Genomic DNA, 17,701 nt, shown 5'->3' with positions numbered 1-17,701 from the left:
TTAATTGGGGAAATGTATCGCTTTATCCAATTCTAAAGGATTATAATATTTTTTAATGATGATTTGCATATTTTTTGTTTCAGCGTTGAGTTCTTCAAGATTGTGAATTTCTTTTCCCCCGATATTGATATGCAGGTCGCTGCCGTTTTTGCTGAAATTCGTTCTTTCAAAAGCAAAAGGATCATTGTAGAATTCGAGCATCAGTTTTTGTATTTGTTTTTCTGAAACCGGAATAGCTTTAGTTCCGAAATTACTTTCGAGAAAATCATTGGTAAGAGGTATTCCTTTAATTTTCTGACTTTTAACTAAATTATAAATAAAATTTTTTTTATCATCCTGAATCTCAAATATCAAACCCGGTAAACCCCGGAATTTGAAAGGTCCTTCATTGATAGGAATTTCTTTATTAAACCATGCCGTCCATTTTCTTCCTCCAAATTTTGCTGTTGCTTTCTGCAAAGTATAATTTTGTACTTTCTTGGTTTCCGAAGATATTTTCCAGTCTATTTTATCAATGGTTTTGAATGAATAATAACCAAATTTTATATTGTTGAAATTCTCATTTTCTGAAGAATCCAATTTTCTTTTTACAATTTGCCCGGTCATATCAATATTTTTGTTATCCATATTCCCAAATTTTTTATTAATAGAATCTGAGATCAAAAGATTATTTCCGTAAAATTTTACATCTTTAGGACTTACATCCAAAATCATATTTACCTTTTGATAATCTTTGCTTGTAGAATCGTATTTGTATTGTAACTCATAGATAAATCGGTGAGTCTGAGCATTTGATGTAAGGAACAACAATATACTAATCAGTATCAATAAATTTTTCATTTGGATATTCATACTTTAATTATGACTAAATATAAGACAATAAATTTTCACTATTCATTTAAAAATTAATTTTATTTTAAGCCCTCTTTAAGTTCGTTTTAATCGAGCCGGAGCATTTTTGTCATCAAACTTGAGAGTATGAACAAAATTGCAGGGCTGTTCGTTGTTATTTCATCTATAATGGCTGCCCAACAGCACATGTCGCTTTTGGATTGCGAAAATGCCTTTCAGAAAAACAATCTTCAGCTTCTTGCCCAACAGTACAACATCAATTTTGCCGACGCAGATATTTTACAGGCAAAAATCTGGGAATTGCCACAACTGAGCGGTTACGTCAATGCTTATAATCCCGAAGACCGAAGAGCTTTCGATGCGGGCAGAGCAAAAGGCGTGGAAGTTTCTCAGCTGATTTATATGGGCGGGAAAAAGAAAAATGAAATCGCTTTTGCAAAGTCAAATAAAGAATTGGCTCGGCTTCAGTTTTCACAGCTTCTTGTTGAACTCAGAACTCAGCTTCATACCAATTATTACAATCTTTATTATGAAAAACTGAAGCTTGAAAATACAAACAAGCAGCTAGGGTACATGAATGATCTTCTGAAAGCGTATAAAGTGCAGTCAGCCAAAGGGAATGTTTCATTAAAGGATGAGGTGAGGTTGCAAAGTATTGTTATTCAGTTAAATAATGACAAAGTTGGAATCAATAAAAATATTCTTGAATTTGAACAGAATCTAAAAGTTCTCACCGGGATTACGGAAAGCATCGAACCCGATATTTCTGATTTGGATGTTAAAAATATCCTTGCATCACAACCTTTCGGAGAAGAAGATGATTTGAAAAAGAAAGCACTCGAAAATAATGCAGATTATTTATTCAATTTAAAACTGATTGACAATAGTAAGCTTTACGCACAATGGCAAAAATCTCTCAATGTTCCAGATTTAAATTTGGGAGCAGGATACGATCAAAATTCAGGCACTTTTAAAAATGAGGTCAATCTGATGGTCGGAATTCCTTTACCCTTATGGAAAAGCAATAAAGGAAATGTGGAAAAAGCCAATTATGCAATTCAGCAGTATCAAAAAAACGCAGATTTTCAGAAATTAAATCTCGAAACAAAAGTACAGTCAGCTTTTCAGATCTGGAAAAATCAATACGATCAGTTAGCGGAAATCAAATCTACAGACTTAGACAATCTTGACTTAGTCTACAACGGAATGTTGAAAAACTTCAGAAACGGAAACGTAAGTCTCATAGAATTCACAGACTTCATGGAAAGTTACCGGCAAACTGCGCTTCAGATTTATGATATGAAAAATGATCTCATTCAGTCTGCGGAACAACTCAGTCAATTAGTGCAAACAAAAATTTTTTATTAAAAATGAAAAATATAATTATATCGGTTTTAACAATACTTTTTTTAAGTTCTTGTTCCAAAAAAGAAGACCCGAAAGCACCGCAATCCAAGGGTTTTGAAATGAGCAATACGATGCTTCAATCAATCACAACAGCAAAAGTTGAGCAACGAAATATAGAAGATGTTTACAGTTTTTACGGAAAAATTTCGGCGGACAGAAACTCATACATCGATGTTTATCCGTTGGTTGGCGGAAATGTGATGAGCGTAAATGTAGAATTGGGAGATTATGTAAAAAAAGGACAAGTTCTCGCAACAATCCGAAGTACAGAATTGGCAGAAGTGCAAAAAGATGTGAGTGATGCGAAGACAGATTTGGTAGTTGCACAAAACAATCTGCGTGTCGCAAAAGAAATGTATGAAGGGAAACTGAATACTGAAAGAGATGTTTCGGAAGCAAAAAGCCAGTTACAAAAAGCGCAGGATCAGATGCAGAGAGCTTCGGCGGTGAGTACGGTTTACAATGTGAAAAAAGGAAATCTTTACAGCGTTGTGGCACCGATCAGCGGATATATTGTTCAGAAGAATATCAACAAAGATATGCAGTTGCGAAGCGACCGAAGCGAAAATATCTTTGACGTTGCCAATACTACCAATGTTTGGGCTATCATGAATGTCAATGAATCTGATATTGATAAAATAAGTCTCGGAATGACAGCTCAGGTTTCCACATTGTCTTATCCCGACAAAGTTTTTGACGGGAAAATTGATAAAATATTTAAAATAATAGATCCCGAAACCAACACTATGCAGGCAAGAGTTGTTTTAGATAATTCCAACGGATTACTGATTCCTGAAAGTAAAGCAACGATCAAAGTTTCAAGTTCAGAAAATAAGATGGCTCTTACCGCACCTTCAAAAGCAGTGATTTTTGATGACAACAGAAGTTTCGTTGTAGTTTTCAAATCAAGAACTGATGTAAAGGTGAAAGAAGTAAAAGTTTTAAAACAATTAGGTGATGTGACTTACATTTCCGAAGGCTTGAATGAGGGAGAGCAGGTAATTACGAATAATCAGTTGCTGATTTATCGCTCTCTGAATAATTAAGATTGTCAATCACATTCAAAACTATAATTTAATCATATAGTTTTAAAAATAATAATACATAAGAAGATAACCATCCACTTTGTCATCGTAATTTTAGATCTAATTTAGATTCTTTTGGCATGACAAAGACTTTTAAAAGTAATTCAATCCTAGCTAATTAACATTAGCTCTAATGCCTAAATCCTAATACCTAACCTCTATTTCTCTCATGAATAAATTCATTAAAAATATAATATCATTTTCCCTGAAAAATAAAGCTTTCACGTTTATTTGGGTAGCGATTTTGGCAGTTACAGGTTTTATCAGTTTCAAAAATATGCCGATCGAAGCCTTCCCTGATGTGACCAATACCCAGATTGTCATCATCACCCAATGGAACGGAAGAAGTGCCGAAGAAGTGGAGCGTTTTGTTACGACTCCGATCGAATTGGCAATGAGTCCGGTTCAAAAAAAAACGAGTGTGAGAAGTACGACCATGTTCGGACTTTCGATTGTTAAAATTATTTTTGACGATGGGGTAGATGATATTTTTGCCAGAAATCAGGTTAATAATCAGTTGAGAAACGTAAGTCTTCCAGATGAAGTTGATCCCGAAGTGCAGCCTCCTTACGGACCGACCGGAGAAATTTTCAGATATACTTTAGAAAGTAAAAAGAAAGATTCCAGAGAATTATTAACGTTACAAAATTGGGTCATCGATCGTGCTTTAAGAGGCGTTCCAAGAGTTGCAGACATCAATGTTTTTGGTGGTCAGGATAAAGTATTTGAGTTGAGTATTGATCCGAGAGCTTTAGATAAATACAATTTAACGCCTTCTCAGGTTTTTGAAGCTGTGACCAAAAGCAATCTGAATGTAGGCGGAGATGTCATTGAAAAAAACGGACAAGCCTATGTTGTACGAGGAATCGGTTTGGTACAGTCGAATGAAGATATAGGGAATATTACCATTCAGAATGACAGCGGAAATCCTGTTTTGGTAAAAAATGTTGCCGAAGTTCACGAAAGTTCGTTGCCGAGAGTAGGACAAGCCGGATTAAACAATCAGGAAGATACCGTGGAAGGAATTGTAGTAATGAGAAAAGGTGAAAATCCGCGTGAAGTTTTGGTGGGTATAAAAGCTAAAATTAAAGAACTCAACGAAAAAATCCTTCCGAAAGATGTGAAAATGGTCACTTTCTACGACCGTGATAATCTGATGGATTTCACTACCGAGACTGTAATGCACAATTTACTGGAAGGAATTATTCTGGTAACGGTCATCGTTTTAATTTTTATGGCAGATTGGCGAACTACTTTGATAGTTTCCATCATTATTCCGCTGTCATTATTGTTTGCATTTTTATGTTTAAAAATGGCAGGAATGAGTGCCAATTTACTTTCACTAGGAGCTGTAGATTTTGGAATTATCATAGACGGAGCCGTCGTCATGGTAGAAGGTATTTTTGTAATGCTCGATCATAAAGCTAAGAAATACGGTCCAGAAAAATTCAACAAAATGGCAAAAGCAGGCTGGATCAAACAAACCGGAACCGGTCTCGGAAAAGCTATTTTCTTTTCAAAATTAATTATTATCACTTCATTAATTCCAATTTTCTCATTCCAGAAAGTGGAAGGGAAAATGTTTTCACCATTAGCTTTTACGCTTGGTTTTGCACTAATCGGAGCTTTGATTTTTACATTGACATTAGTTCCTGTGCTTTCACATTTGCTTTTAAATAAAAATGTGAGAGAAAAGGTCAATCCTTTTGTGAATTTCTGGGACAGAATCGTTTTAAGAGGTTTCAGATTTACATTTAAACATAAAAAATTAAGTTTAATCGTTGCAATCTCATTCATGGCGGTTACTTTATTTTCAGGAAAGTTTTTAGGAACAGAATTTTTACCTCAATTAAATGAAGGTTCACTTTGGATCACCGCCGAAATGCCGATGAGTTCTTCACTAAAAGAATCTTTGAAAACTGCAGATATTCTTAAAAAAGATATCATGAGCGCTCCCGAAGTCACCGATGTTTTGGCACAAACCGGTCGAAGCAATGACGGAACCGATCCAAACGGATTTGGATTTGTGCAGTTTGCTGTCAATTTAAAACCGAAAGATGAATGGAAACGTAAGATCAATTACGAACAACTGGTGGAAGAAATCGATAAAAAACTCAGAAATTATCAGGGAATTACTTTTAATTATTCTCAGCCGATTTCAGATAACGTGGCAGAAGCTGTTGCCGGTTTTAAGGCAGAAAACGGAATTAAAATTTATGGTGATAATTTACAGACTTTAGACAAATTAGCTGATGAGGTTTTAAAATCCATAAAAAATGTTGAGGGCGTAAAAGATGCAGGAATTATTAAAAATATCGGCCAACCTGAAGTGAGTGTAGTTCTTGACAGAGATAAAATGGCTGCTTACGGAGTAGTACCCGATGATGCACAATCTGTTCTTGAAATGGCTTTCGGTGGAAAAACGGCTTCAGAAATGTTTGACGGTGAAAGAAAATTTCCGATCCGTTTAAGATATTCGGAACAGTACAGAAAAGATGAAAAAGATATTGCATCGTTGATGGTTCCTACGCAGGACGGCGCAAAAATTCCTTTAAAGGAGATCAGTACGATTGTGAAAGATAACGGAGCTGCATTTATTTACAGAGATGATATTAAAAGATATATCGGAATTAAATTCTCAATTCGTGACCGAGATTTGGGAGGAACAATCGGCGATGCGCAGAAAGAAGTGGCGAAAATTGAAATTCCGGACGGATATTCTGTGGGTTGGACGGGGCAGTTTGAAAATCAGCAACGTGCTTCTGCAAGATTGGCGCAAGTTGTTCCGATCAGTATTTTAGGGATTTTCTTTTTACTGTTTATCCTTTTCGGAAATATGAAAGATTCACTTTTGGTTCTGGCAAATGTACCTTTTGCATTGATCGGTGGAATCATTGCGCTCCATATTACAGGAATGAATTTCGGGATTTCTGCCGGAGTCGGAATGATTGCGCTTTTGGGAATCTGTATTCAAAACGGAGTTATTTTAATAACAGAATTCCATCAGAATGTTAAAAACGGATTGCAATTGGATGAAGCTATTTTTAATGGAGTCAAATCCAGAACGCGACCGGTGATTATGACGGCTTTAATGGCATCAATCGGGCTCTTACCAGCGGCTCTTTCTACAGGAATCGGTTCAGAATCTCAGAAACCTTTGGCAATTGTGATTATCGGCGGTTTGATCACGGCAACGTTTTTAACGCTGTTGATTTTCCCGATCATCTTCTGGATTTTTAATACATCTAAAAAAACAGAGATTACTTAGATTGTTCTTTCATTTATCTTTATATAGTTGAAGCCCGGAACAGATGAATCTGTTCCGGGCCTCTTTATATGAATATCAAGACTGTATTTTTAGAATCCTAAACCAATTGTAAATCCTTTTACGGGATTTGGGTAAATAGCTAAGGAAGCTGTAGAGCCATTTGTAGTGTTTACAGTATAAATTCTTGTAGTCCCGCCAACGGTTGCAAGTAAATAGGCCTTCTGACTGGTACTTCCTATGTCGAAACCATTTGCCCCGGAAATATTGATTCCTAAAGAACCTCTTTCAACTAAAGTTCCGTTGTTTGGTGGGTTTTGAAGATATAATTTATCTGTATTATGGTCGATTACAAACAGAGAAGTAGTAGTTGCACCCGCAAAATTGTCAGTATAAGCCGCTGCGCCAACAGCTACAGGAGTAGGATTAAGCGCAGTGTCGGTTCCGGTAATTGTTCCGTCTACAGGATTTAATCTTAAATTTTGTCCCATATTGCTTACCACTCTTATTTTATCAACAGTAGGATTGAAATCAAATCCGAATTCGGTTCCGTTAAGCAATGTCGGAAGTTGCGCTCCAACCGCAGTTGCTGCACCTGTACCCAAATTGATCGTATAAATTCTGCTTGAGCTTCCTAAAGCATATAGCTGTCCGTTCAGAGGTCTGAAGTCAATTCCTAAAATTCCTTCACTTGCCTGTAAACCTGTGATTGCTTTTGTAATCGGTACAGGATTATTCGGATCAAAAATCTGTAATGCATTAGCGTTATCAATTGCATATGCAACAGGATTGGTTGGAATAGCCAAATCGATTACTTTTTGAGATAAAGCCCCAATATTGGCTGCTTTGCCGCTATTAAGATCAACAGTGTAAAGATTATTCTGAGAGCCAGTAGTTGCAGCCATTAAAGCCACAGTATTTTCAGGATTAATATCAAAAGCTGCCTGACCTGTAAATGTAATACCTAAACTTCCAACTTCTACCAAAGTTCCGTTGTTGGGCGGATCTTGTTTAAATAATTTTCCAGCAGTTGCATCAAGATCGTACAAAGTTGTTGTTGCAGCACCCGATTTACTGTTTGTATATGCAATTCCTGTAATAGAAGATGATGTCGCAATGCTTGTATCTGTTGCAGCAACAGCACCTGTTTCAGGATTCAAACGAAGGTTTTGCCCTGTATTGGTTACCAATCTGATTCTGTCAACTGTAGGATTAAAATCAATTGAAGCCACTGTTCCTGAAATTACGGGAGTAAAAGAGGTTGTTCCTACAGCTCTTGTATTTGCTGTTGAGGTATTGATAATATAGAATTTGCTTGCATTAGATACGGCATATAGTTCACCAGTAGCCGGTCTAAAGTCGATGCTCATTAATTTTTCCCCGGAAGGAATTCCCGTAATTGTTTTTGTAGAAGCAAAAGATGAAGAATTATTGGCATTAAAATACAAAAGCTGATTGTTCTCGGTCAGTCCGTAAACCATCACATCGGGAGTGGTTACTGGGATTTCAGGCATACTGTTTTCATCATCATCACACGAGAATACCGTGACAAGTGCGAATGTAGCCAGACAAAAGTTGGATAGTTTTTTCATAATATTTATTTTAATTAATAGTTTCGTCTAAATATACGAGAGAAAAAAGATCCCGGATTTGTAAAGTGTTTTTTTTAATTCATTTTTTTGTTATAAATTTGCAATTCCAATATACAAAAAATAGAGGTTTGCAGTTTTTGGATTTGAATATTAAACTTTTTTTCACAAAAAGATTTTAGTATTTAAAAATTCATTATATTTGCACACCGAAAATTTGAATAAACAATAAAATAAATAATTTAAATCATGGCAAAGGAAACGTTTAATCGTAACAAACCACACTTGAACATTGGTACTATTGGTCACGTTGACCATGGTAAAACTACACTTACTGCAGCAATTTCTGCTGTATTGGCTAGCAAAGGTCTTGCTGAGAAAAAAGATTTCTCTTCTATTGACTCTGCTCCAGAAGAAAAAGAAAGAGGGATTACTATCAATACTGCTCACATCGAATACGAAACTGAAAAAAGACATTATGCTCACGTAGATTGTCCAGGTCACGCCGATTACGTAAAGAACATGGTAACTGGTGCTGCTCAGATGGATGGTGCTATCGTTGTATGTGCTGCTACAGACGGGCCAATGCCTCAAACTAGAGAGCATATCCTTCTTTGTCGTCAGGTAAACGTACCTAGAATCGTTGTTTTTATGAACAAAGTTGACATGGTTGATGATGCTGAATTGTTAGAGCTAGTTGAAATGGAATTGAGAGACTTATTGTCTACTTACGAATTTGACGGAGATAACTCTCCAGTAATTCAAGGTTCTGCTTTAGGTGCTCTTACAGCTGCTACTGCTGAAGGAGGTGCTAAAACTGATGATCAATGGTTCAAATCTGTTGAACAATTAATGGATGCTGTTGACGAATGGATCGAGCAACCACCAAGAGATACTGATAAGCCATTCTTGATGCCAATCGAAGACGTATTCTCTATTACAGGTAGAGGTACTGTTGCAACTGGTAGAATTGAAGCTGGTATTATCAACACAGGAGATCCTGTAGATATCATCGGTATGGGTGAAGAAAAATTAACTTCTACTATTACAGGAGTTGAGATGTTCAGAAAAATCCTAGACAGAGGTGAAGCTGGAGATAACGTAGGTCTATTGTTGAGAGGTATTGAAAAAACTGATATCAAGAGAGGTATGGTTATCGCTAAGAAAGATTCAGTGAAGCCACACAAAAAATTCAAAGCTTCAGTTTATATCCTTTCTAAGGAAGAAGGTGGACGTCACACTCCATTCCACAACAAGTACCGTCCTCAGTTCTACGTAAGAACTACTGACGTTACAGGTGAGATCTTCTTGCCAGAAGGTGTAGAAATGGTAATGCCTGGTGATAACTTAGAGATCACTGTAGAATTGTTACAACCAATCGCTCTTAACGTAGGTCTTAGATTTGCGATCAGAGAAGGAGGTAGAACAGTTGGTTCAGGTCAGGTTACTGAAATCTTAGATTAATTCTAATATAATATAAAAGGTTCCGTAAGGAAACTTACGGAACCTTTTTTAATCTACGGGCATCGTCCAATGGTAGGATACCGGTCTCCAACACCGTTGATCAGGGTTCGAATCCTTGTGCCCGTGCAAAAAGAAAATAATGAGCTTAGTAGAATTTTTAAAAGGTTCTTATAACGAATTTAGACATAAAGTAGAGTGGCCCAAGTGGTCTGACTTACAGTCTTCAACTATTGTAGTTACTATTGCAACTGTTATTTTGGCATTGTTTACATTCGGAGTTGATGAGCTGTTTTCTAAAGCAATCAGCAACATCATCGGAATACTAATCAATACCTTCAACTAAAAAAAGTATTTTCCCATAATGAGCGAATTGAAATGGTATGTGCTGAAAGCAATCAGCGGACAGGAAAATAAAGTGAAAAACTATATTGAGACAGAAATCAAGCGTTTAGGGTTTGAGCAGTATGTTACTCAGGTGGTTATTCCTATGGAAAAGGTTATTCAGCTTAGAAATGGGAAGAAAGTTCCAAAAGAGAGACCTTATTATCCGGGCTATCTGATGGTAGAAGCTGAGTTGATGGGGGAGATTCCTCACGTTATCAAGAATATTCCTGGTGTTATTTCTTTCTTAAGTTTAACTAAGGGCGGAGATCCTGTTCCGATGAGAAAATCAGAGGTTAACAGAATGCTTGGAAGAATGGATGAACTTTCAGAATTTGCTTCAGATGCAGAGATTCCGTTCATCGTTGGTGAAAATGTAAAAGTAATCGACGGACCATTCAATGGTTTCAATGGTACCGTTGAAAAAATCTTGGAAGATAAGAAGAAAGTAGAAGTTTCTGTTTTAATCTTCGGAAGAAAAACTCCAATGGAGCTAAGCTTTATGCAGGTAGAAAAAGTGTAATACTTTTTATATATAAAAAAATACCGTTCAGAAATGAGCGGTATTTTTTTATTTAAGAATCCTTTTCATATTTGTAATAAAATCTTTATTAAATTTAAAACCTGTCAATCAAATTGTCGCTTATTGACTTGAATGATGAGGTTTTAATTTCATTTAAATTAAATTTTATATTTTATTCTGAAATTTAATGAGTTAACTATTTGCTAATTAAAAAATATTTCATAATTTTGCAGTCCGAAAAGTAGGTTTACTTTATGTGAGTGCGGTAACCTGCTGAATAATAAATGCTTCCAAACTCATTAATTATTCAATTTTTAAAAAACAAACAATGGCTAAAAAAGTCTTTAAAATGGTTAAGCTCCAAGTAAAAGGAGGAGCTGCAAACCCATCTCCACCAGTAGGTCCGGCATTAGGTTCTGCAGGTGTGAACATCATGGAGTTTTGTAAACAATTTAACGGAAGAACTCAGGATAAGCCAGGTCAAGTTTTACCTGTAGTTATTACAGTGTACGAAGACAAATCTTTTGAATTCGTTATTAAAACTCCACCTGCAGCAATTCAATTAATGGATGCAGCTAAAATCAAAGGAGGATCCGGTGAACCAAACAGAAACAAAGTAGGTGCTGTATCTTGGGCTCAGGTTCAAAAAATCGCAGAAGATAAAATGACAGACCTTAACTGTTTTACTTTGGATTCTGCTCTTTCTATGGTTGCAGGTACTGCTAGATCTATGGGATTAAGAGTAACAGGAACTAAACCAACTAACGCTTAAAACTAAGAGAAATGGCAAAATTAACTAAAAAGCAAAAGGAAGCTTTAAGCAAAGTAGAAAAAGGAAGAATTTATAACCTTGAAGAAGGTGCTGCTCTTGTAAAAGAAGTAAACACTGCAAAGTTTGACGCTTCTGTAGATATCGCTGTAAGATTAGGTGTTGATCCTAGAAAAGCTAACCAAATGGTAAGAGGTGTTGTATCTCTTCCTCATGGTACTGGTAAAGATGTTAAAGTTTTAGCATTGGTTACACCAGATAAAGAGGCTGAAGCGAAAGAAGCAGGTGCAGACTATGTAGGTCTTGACGAATATTTACAGAAAATAAAAGAGGGTTGGACAGATGTTGACGTTATCGTTACTATGCCGGCTGTTATGGGTAAATTAGGACCATTAGGTAGAGTATTAGGACCAAGAGGTTTGATGCCTAACCCTAAATCAGGTACTGTAACAATGGAAATTGGTAAAGCAGTAACTGAAGTTAAAGCTGGTAAAATTGATTTCAAAGTTGATAAATACGGTATTATCCACGCTGGTATTGGTAAAGTATCTTTCGATGCTGCTAAAATCAAGGAAAATGCTCAGGAATTAATTTCTACATTGATCAAAATGAAACCAACTGCTGCTAAAGGTACTTATGTGAAGAGCATTTATTTGTCTTCTACAATGAGCCCGGGTATCGCAATTGATAGTAAATCTGTTAACTAATTATAATCCTTAAGACAATGACAAAAGACCAAAAAGTTGTAGCAATACAAGAGATCAAAGATTTGCTTCAGGATGCTAAAGTAGTTTATGTAGCAGATCTAGACGGTTTGAACGCTGCTAAATCTTCTGATTTCAGAAGACAGGCTTTCAAGCAAAATATCAAAGTAAAAGTTGTAAAAAATACACTTTTGCAAAAAGCAATGGAGCAAATGGAAGGAGTAGATTACTCTGAGATGTTTGAAACATTCAAAGGTAACTCTGCTTTGATGATTGCTGAGACGGCAAACGCTCCTGCAAAATTAATCAAAGACTTCAGAAAAAAAGAAGAGAAGCCGGCATTGAAGTCTGCTTTTGTACAAGAAACTTTCTATGTTGGTGACAACAATCTAGATGCTCTAGTAAGCATTAAGTCTAGAGAAGAAATGATCGGTGAAATCATCGGATTGCTTCAGTCTCCAATTCAAAGAGTTGTTTCTGCTCTTCAAAACAAATCTGAAACAGTAGAAGCAAAAGCTGAGGAAGCTGCTGCACCTGCTGTAGAAGAAACTCCTGCTGAGGCGGCTCCGGAAGCTCCTGCTGCAGAAAGCACTGACGAAACGCCAGCTGCTGAATAATTACTCTCAAAAAATTAAATAAATAATCAACAAAAACATTACAACAATGTCAGATTTAAAAAATTTAGCTGAAACGCTAGTAAACTTAACAGTAAAAGACGTAAATGAATTAGCTACTATCCTTAAGGATGAGTACGGAATCGAGCCAGCTGCTGCTGCAGTTGTTATGGCTGGTCCTGGTGCAGGAGAAGCTGCTGAAGAAAAAACAGAATTCGACGTAATTCTTAAAGCTGCTGGTGCTTCTAAATTAGCTATCGTTAAATTGGTAAAAGATTTAACTGGTGCTGGTCTTAAAGAAGCTAAAGATATCGTAGATGGAGCTCCTGCTGCAATCAAAACTGGTATCTCTAAAGACGAAGCTGAAGCTCTTAAGAAGCAACTTGAAGAAGCTGGTGCTGAAGTAGAAGTGAAGTAATTCATTCACTCTTAAAAATAGAAGCCTGAGCATTTTTGCTCAGGCTTTTTTTATTTATTTTAAAGATTATTCATTTGTAAACTAAACATTGTATAGCTGATTTGATTGTTTGTACTCACATTGTGGGCTAAAAATTATTTAATTGATGTAGATTAAATGACTATCAGCGTATTTAATTTTTTTAAATATTTTTAATTAGGCTAAAATTTGATAAGGGTTAAAATTATATTACATGAATGACTTTATTTTAATATTTAATCTTCATTCTGTTGATTATTCTTGTTGTTTTTTAAATAATAGTGTTTTGATAAGATGATAAATGTCAATAACTTATGACTAAAATGTGGTATGTGTAATCATATTATTGTTTAAATTTGCCAACACAGAGAATTGTATTGAAAAAAAATCTATTTTTTAAATTTATTAATGATGAATATTTGAATTTTTTTAAAAGTTCTTATTTTCTGCGTATTGTAATTTTAATTATTTTACTTTCTTTTAATTCTTTTAATGCTCAAAAACAAAATTTACATCCTGATGATCAGGTTACTACCATTGTGTTGGCAGGAGGAGCAAAACTTTACTCATCAGACGAGAGTTTTAATAATCAAATTGTTAAGAAAAAAATTATTGTAAAGAATGCAGAGCTTTCTTTTGAAAAAAAAGACAATAATAAAATCTTAATTGCTTCTTCATCACACAACTCCAAAAAGCAAACTCTTGCACAGCAGGTAAAGACTTCTGAAGAGCAGAAACGGAAGGATGCTCTAAAACAGATTAAAAAGAAGATTGATGACTACGAAATAAAAAGTAAATCTTTTGAAAAGCACGATTACAAGGGTTCTCCGTCACCATCTCAGTTTTATTCCTCTCACTATTCTACAAAAAATTATATAACGCCAAGTCATAATGGAAATGACTTTTCTAAAATACATGCTTCTCATAAAGATTATTCTGTAAAGCGTGCTTTAAATTATTTGCACACTCAGAAATTTACATACTACAATAACAAATCTCTAGATTTCTGTTTCTCTGAGGTCTTTTCTGTAAGACCGCCGCCTGTATTGTTTTAACATAACAAATATTTTACTAATAATCATTCATCCTCATTTTTTAATGAGTGATGCTAATACTTTATAAAATGAAATTTAAAACTAATACATATATTAAAAAGCATTTATCTGTGTTTTTAACTTTACTGAGTAGTATTGTCTTTTCACAGGTAACTTATATATCCAATCCTTCCAATGTGGATATTGATGCATCTCTCATCGGAGAAAATGTTACTTTAACGAATCCTACACTAGTTAATGGTGTTAGAGCTACACAAATTGCTACATTTACGAACGGGCTGAATGCCGGATTACAGATGAACAAAGGCGTGTTTTTCGGAACGGGTTTAAACGCTAATCTCCTTACAGCTAATACAGCTACTGTTACAAGTGGTAATCCTGGGGGAGGAACTGTGTTTACAGATGCAGATTTGGCGGTAGTAGATGTTAATGCAAACAGGGATATGGTAACGTATACTTTCTCAGTTACCATTGGTCCAAAAGCAAGTACATTAAATATCAAATACCAATTCGGTTCGGAAGAATATCCTGATTATGTAGGATCACAGTATGATGACGCATTCGGTTTTTTTGTAACAGGTCCCGGGGTAACCGGTACTGCTAACTTGGCGAAGCTTCCAAATGGAAATCCGACTTCTATTAATAAAGTTAATTATGGTGTTCCAGGATCGGCTAGTCCTAATACTCCGAATGCGGCTTATGATGGTTCACAAAGCGCCTTGTATATAAACAATGGACACCCAACAACTGTTCAGGCTAACGGAAAACTAGTTCAGAATAATAACTCTGGTGCAAAACCTGTAATTGTTCAGTTTAATGCTCTTACAGGACTAATTACATATACATTATCTGGTTTAACTCCAGGGGCAACTTACACTTTTAAGATTGTTATTGCGGATACAGCTGATGAACAGTATGATTCGGGTGTTTTTGTAAATACAATTTATGCTACAGCTACGCTAGTCGCTAATAATGATACATATACTATTATTTCCGGTAATAATTCTACGGTTTCTGTTTTAAATAATGATACTGTAAATGGCGCTGCTCCTGCGTCTATGTCAGATGTTCTACTTAATCAAATATCAACAACGAATAGTGGTGTGACTCTAAATGCAGCTACAGGATTGATCAATGTTGCGCCGGGAACGCCACCTGGTGTTTATAGCGTGAATTACCAAATATGTGATTTAACTTTTTTAGGCAATTGTAAAACAGCTACGGCAACTGTAACCGTTCAGGCAAATGATTCAGATAATGATGGTGTAGATAACTTTACTGACTTAGATGATGATAATGATGGTATTCTTGACAGTAATGAAGGTTTATGCGCAACTATAAGTGATGTGTCAGTAGATGGGTTTGATAATAGTTTTGCTAATCCTGTAGTGAATGGTGATAATATTCGTGCATCAAATCCATACAATGGTTGGACCGCTGTTAATGTTTCGTCAGGAGCTAATTTAGCAAATAATGTTTTTAATGTAATCAAAGTAAATGGTTCCGGATATACTTTAGGACCTAATAATGCAAACTCCGGTGATCAATATCTTGATTTAAATTTAAGTGGCGGAAATGCTTATATTCAAAAAAACTTTACTTTGACCACTCCTTCTGTGTTGAATGCTTCCGCATGGTTTGCTAACAGAGAAACTGCTAATGTGAATTACACACCTTACAATACACGAATCGAAGTATTAAAGCTTGTTAGCGGTTCGTACCAGTCTGTTGGTCAGGGTGATTTACTTTCGTTTACGAAGGCAATGGGAGATAAACAATGGTATAAAAGTGGGTTATCTGACCTGAGTTTAACCGCAGGCACTTATAGAATCAGAATGTTTATAAGTGATTATGGTCACGTTGATACAATTTCATATTGCTTTTCTACGGATACAGATAATGACGGGACTCCTGATCATTTAGATTTAGACTCTGATAATGATGGATGTCCTGACGTATTGGAAGGAGGTGCAAATTTCCAAAACGGAGCTGTTTATATTACAGGAAACAGACTGAATACTACTCCTGTGAATGCTTCTGGTGTTCCCCCAATTCCTACGGGTACTACACCTGCTATTACAGGATATTCTCAGGCTTTAGGGCAGAGTGTCGGGAGTTCTCAGAATTCGGACATTCAGGATGTTCAATGTGCGAATGCTTTTGGTTGTACCAATGCGTTATATCTTTCTCAGACTGCAACTCTTTATAACGTAGGAAATACTACCAATCCGTTTACTTACCCTGCTGTGGGAACTTCTTCTGTTAATTATAATTCGATAGCGGTTAATCCTATAGATGGTCGTTTGTATGGAATACAGCAGCCGAACTCGTCAAATGTGTTGGTTATTAATACTGATGGTACTTCTATTAACTTAGGACCTGTCACGGGACTTCCCGCAGGACAAACTTTTAATGCGGGTGAAATTGATAATTTAGGGAATTATTATGTAAAAGTTAATACTGATAACGATAGGATTTACCGTATAAATCTTAATACGATGACAGCGACAATAATTACGCTTTCTACTAGTATTAACGTTTCAGATCTAGCTTTTAGAACAACAAATGGTCTTTTGTATACCGTTAATAATGATAACGGGCGGTTGTTGTCGATTAATCCTTCTACTGGTACAGTTACCGGAATCGGGTCCACACCTGGAGCTGTTGTTTTTGGAGCTATGTTTGCTTCTAGTACCGGCGAGATGTACGGAGCTGATAATGCTGGAGGGTTTTATCAGTTTAATCTTACAACAGGACAGCGTGTTTTGATTTCAGACGCTCCTTCAAGTAGTGCCAATGATGGTGCGCATTGTGTTACCGCGCCTATTCTTTTCGGCACTGATCTTTCGGTAACTAAAACAGACAATACTACAACCTTTGTTGCCGGAACAACTACAACATATACAATAGAGGTGAAAAATAATGGTCCGTTCGGAGTATTGGATGCTACTGTTTCTGATCCTTTGCCAACAGGTATTCTTGCAGCCAATGTAAGTTACACCGCTGTTGCTTCTGCAGGAGCGTCGACCTCAGTTTCAGGAACGCAAACTGGGGCAATCAATGACTTGGTGAATCTACCTGTAAACGGAACGATAACCTACACCGTAGCAGTTAGTATTCCATCAGTATTTTTGGGTAACCTGGTTAATACTGTGACAGTAACACCACCGGCGAATAGTACAGATATAAACACAACCAACAATACGGCTACTGATACCGATACTCAACCAGTATGTTACAGACCTGGAGTTACAGTTGGAACAGTTTTAGACACTAGTAATGGTATTACTTCTTTGGCGAGAGCGGGTTCTTCCTCAGGAAATTGGCCAATGGTAAGAAAAGGAGCGTGGACTGCTCTTGAATCTAAATCAAAAGGTTTTGTATTAAATAGATTGACGACTGCACAGATCTCTGCTATACCTACTGCTGATTTGGTAGAAGGAATGGCGGTTTATAATGTTACGCTAGATTGCTTACAGGTGAATACTACGGGAACGCCGTCAGGATGGTCTTGTTTCAATACGCAAGCTTGTCCTACTAACTAATCAGTTAATAAT

The 17,701-nt window shown here is 36.1% G+C and carries 14 protein-coding genes and 1 tRNA gene; 13 read left to right on the top strand and 2 right to left on the bottom strand.

Going from position 1 to position 17,701, the window contains the following annotated elements; genetic code table 11:
• On the bottom strand, positions 1–840 hold the full coding sequence (locus K0R77_RS10705; RefSeq protein ID WP_300352099.1) for a GLPGLI family protein: 840 nt from the start codon (positions 838–840) through the stop codon (positions 1–3).
• Positions 841–978: 138 nt separating this feature from the next.
• Here K0R77_RS10705 and K0R77_RS10700 point away from each other — a divergent pair, with 138 nt between their 5' ends.
• From K0R77_RS10700 to K0R77_RS10690, 3 genes are all read left to right on the top strand, one after another.
• Positions 979–2,220 carry a TolC family protein gene (locus K0R77_RS10700; RefSeq protein ID WP_300352097.1) on the top strand — a complete coding sequence of 414 codons (1,242 nt, stop codon included), beginning with the start codon at positions 979–981 and terminating at the stop codon, positions 2,218–2,220.
• A gap of 2 nt (positions 2,221–2,222) precedes the next feature.
• Entirely contained in the window at positions 2,223–3,305 is a 1,083-nt protein-coding gene (locus K0R77_RS10695) for an efflux RND transporter periplasmic adaptor subunit (protein ID WP_300352095.1), read from the top strand.
• Between the two features lie 208 nt (positions 3,306–3,513).
• Positions 3,514–6,612, top strand: a complete 3,099-nt coding sequence (locus K0R77_RS10690; protein ID WP_300352094.1) for a CusA/CzcA family heavy metal efflux RND transporter — start codon at positions 3,514–3,516, stop codon at positions 6,610–6,612.
• 89 nt (positions 6,613–6,701) lie between these two features.
• Here K0R77_RS10690 and K0R77_RS10685 read toward each other — a convergent pair whose 3' ends face one another.
• Positions 6,702–8,201 (bottom strand): DUF4394 domain-containing protein, encoded by a 1,500-nt coding sequence (locus K0R77_RS10685; protein ID WP_300352092.1) that lies wholly within the window; start codon positions 8,199–8,201, stop codon positions 6,702–6,704.
• Positions 8,202–8,447: 246 nt separating this feature from the next.
• Between K0R77_RS10685 and tuf the strand changes: the two genes are divergently transcribed.
• The 10 genes from tuf to K0R77_RS10635 all read left to right on the top strand — a co-directional run bounded on the left by tuf (position 8,448) and on the right by K0R77_RS10635 (position 17,689).
• Positions 8,448–9,662: an elongation factor Tu gene (gene tuf, locus K0R77_RS10680; RefSeq protein ID WP_047444879.1), complete on the top strand. Its 1,215-nt coding sequence runs from the start codon at positions 8,448–8,450 to the stop codon at positions 9,660–9,662.
• Between the two features lie 55 nt (positions 9,663–9,717).
• Positions 9,718–9,788 (top strand) — tRNA-Trp (locus K0R77_RS10675).
• A gap of 13 nt (positions 9,789–9,801) precedes the next feature.
• Complete coding sequence (secE, locus tag K0R77_RS10670; RefSeq protein WP_267599498.1) at positions 9,802–10,005, top strand: preprotein translocase subunit SecE; 204 nt, start codon at positions 9,802–9,804, stop codon at positions 10,003–10,005.
• A gap of 18 nt (positions 10,006–10,023) precedes the next feature.
• Positions 10,024–10,566: a transcription termination/antitermination protein NusG gene (gene nusG, locus K0R77_RS10665; RefSeq protein WP_047444878.1), complete on the top strand. Its 543-nt coding sequence runs from the start codon at positions 10,024–10,026 to the stop codon at positions 10,564–10,566.
• 328 nt (positions 10,567–10,894) lie between these two features.
• The gene (rplK, locus tag K0R77_RS10660) at positions 10,895–11,338 is read left to right on the top strand and encodes a 50S ribosomal protein L11 (protein ID WP_047444876.1); all 444 of its coding nucleotides are present in this window, start codon (positions 10,895–10,897) and stop codon (positions 11,336–11,338) included.
• A gap of 11 nt (positions 11,339–11,349) precedes the next feature.
• Positions 11,350–12,042, top strand: coding sequence for a 50S ribosomal protein L1 (rplA, locus tag K0R77_RS10655; protein ID WP_162088343.1), 693 nt, complete (start codon positions 11,350–11,352; stop codon positions 12,040–12,042).
• A 17-nt stretch (positions 12,043–12,059) separates the two neighbouring features.
• Positions 12,060–12,656 carry a 50S ribosomal protein L10 gene (gene rplJ / locus K0R77_RS10650; RefSeq protein WP_300352088.1) on the top strand — a complete coding sequence of 199 codons (597 nt, stop codon included), beginning with the start codon at positions 12,060–12,062 and terminating at the stop codon, positions 12,654–12,656.
• Positions 12,657–12,702: 46 nt separating this feature from the next.
• A complete protein-coding gene (gene rplL, locus K0R77_RS10645; protein ID WP_300352086.1) occupies positions 12,703–13,071 on the top strand; it encodes a 50S ribosomal protein L7/L12 in 369 nt (122 codons plus the stop codon).
• 437 nt (positions 13,072–13,508) lie between these two features.
• Complete coding sequence (locus tag K0R77_RS10640; RefSeq protein WP_300352084.1) at positions 13,509–14,144, top strand: hypothetical protein; 636 nt, start codon at positions 13,509–13,511, stop codon at positions 14,142–14,144.
• 68 nt (positions 14,145–14,212) lie between these two features.
• A complete protein-coding gene (locus K0R77_RS10635; RefSeq protein ID WP_300352082.1) occupies positions 14,213–17,689 on the top strand; it encodes a choice-of-anchor L domain-containing protein in 3,477 nt (1,158 codons plus the stop codon).
• The last annotated feature ends 12 nt before the right edge of the window (positions 17,690–17,701 follow it).

Origin of the sequence: Chryseobacterium sp. (assembly GCF_029240215.1) — a bacterium.
GTDB lineage: Bacteria > Bacteroidota > Bacteroidia > Flavobacteriales > Weeksellaceae > Chryseobacterium.
This window is presented reverse-complemented; position numbering and strand designations above follow the sequence as displayed.

Bases quoted from the DNA above. Each gene is read 5' to 3' on its own strand.
- K0R77_RS10690 (WP_300352094.1), top strand. From the start codon at position 3,514: ATGAATAAATTCATTAAAAATATAATATCATTTTCCCTGAAAAATAAA.
- nusG (WP_047444878.1), top strand. From the start codon at position 10,024: ATGAGCGAATTGAAATGGTATGTGCTGAAAGCAATCAGCGGACAGGAA.
- rplL (WP_300352086.1), top strand. From the start codon at position 12,703: ATGTCAGATTTAAAAAATTTAGCTGAAACGCTAGTAAACTTAACAGTA.
- K0R77_RS10695 (WP_300352095.1), top strand. From the start codon at position 2,223: ATGAAAAATATAATTATATCGGTTTTAACAATACTTTTTTTAAGTTCT.
- K0R77_RS10685 (WP_300352092.1), bottom strand. From the start codon at position 8,201: ATGAAAAAACTATCCAACTTTTGTCTGGCTACATTCGCACTTGTCACG.
- tuf (WP_047444879.1), top strand. From the start codon at position 8,448: ATGGCAAAGGAAACGTTTAATCGTAACAAACCACACTTGAACATTGGT.
- secE (WP_267599498.1), top strand. From the start codon at position 9,802: ATGAGCTTAGTAGAATTTTTAAAAGGTTCTTATAACGAATTTAGACAT.
- rplJ (WP_300352088.1), top strand. From the start codon at position 12,060: ATGACAAAAGACCAAAAAGTTGTAGCAATACAAGAGATCAAAGATTTG.
- K0R77_RS10705 (WP_300352099.1), bottom strand. From the start codon at position 840: ATGAAAAATTTATTGATACTGATTAGTATATTGTTGTTCCTTACATCA.
- K0R77_RS10700 (WP_300352097.1), top strand. From the start codon at position 979: ATGAACAAAATTGCAGGGCTGTTCGTTGTTATTTCATCTATAATGGCT.
- K0R77_RS10635 (WP_300352082.1), top strand. From the start codon at position 14,213: ATGAAATTTAAAACTAATACATATATTAAAAAGCATTTATCTGTGTTT.
- rplK (WP_047444876.1), top strand. From the start codon at position 10,895: ATGGCTAAAAAAGTCTTTAAAATGGTTAAGCTCCAAGTAAAAGGAGGA.
- rplA (WP_162088343.1), top strand. From the start codon at position 11,350: ATGGCAAAATTAACTAAAAAGCAAAAGGAAGCTTTAAGCAAAGTAGAA.